This window comes from Parasphingorhabdus sp. (genome assembly GCF_036964675.1).
Classification (GTDB): domain Bacteria; phylum Pseudomonadota; class Alphaproteobacteria; order Sphingomonadales; family Sphingomonadaceae; genus Parasphingorhabdus.
In genome coordinates this window covers 1-502 of sequence record NZ_JBALTF010000186.1, presented here as the reverse complement: position 1 = coordinate 502, position 502 = coordinate 1, and the positions used below count along the sequence as shown (strand labels likewise).

The window sequence follows — 502 nt, the reverse complement described above, 5'->3', positions numbered from 1 at the left end:
GCGCTTCACGAACCTCTTGTTCCGCTTCCCGCAGCCCTTGCTGCATTTCCCTTTTGGCCTGGGCGATTTCCCGTTCGACCTCGCGCATGGTCGAGCGCATATGCTTGCTATCCATTCCGCTTTCACGCAGCGCCTTGTCTGCCTCCAATCGGGACTTTTCAGCTTCTGCGACCATTTCGCGGACTTGTTTGTCGCTCAATTTCTTGTCCGTGCGCAGAATGATGGTTTTGCCATTGTGCTGAATCTTGTGGACATAGTCGTCGGCAGGATCATAATTTTTGCGACCGTTGAGTATCGTAATATTGGTCACATCACCGACCGCTGCGGGAGCGGACGGAGCCAGAGGAGCGGCCGGTGCAGATGGGGCCATCGGCGCCAAAGGAGCTGCGGGTGCCAGTGGTGCGTCGGGAACGGATATATCCATGGGATCCGCAGGATCGACCGCTTCGGCATAGGTGACGGTCGCGGTCAGCGGCAGAGCGATCACGGTGCCGAGGGCAAC

1 protein-coding gene is annotated in these 502 nt (G+C 58.2%); it reads right to left on the bottom strand.

Translation table 11 applies throughout. From position 1 onward, the window contains the following. Positions 1-502 (bottom strand): hypothetical protein (locus tag V7665_RS13880; RefSeq protein WP_335665112.1); only part of this gene is annotated, 502 nt, incomplete at both ends.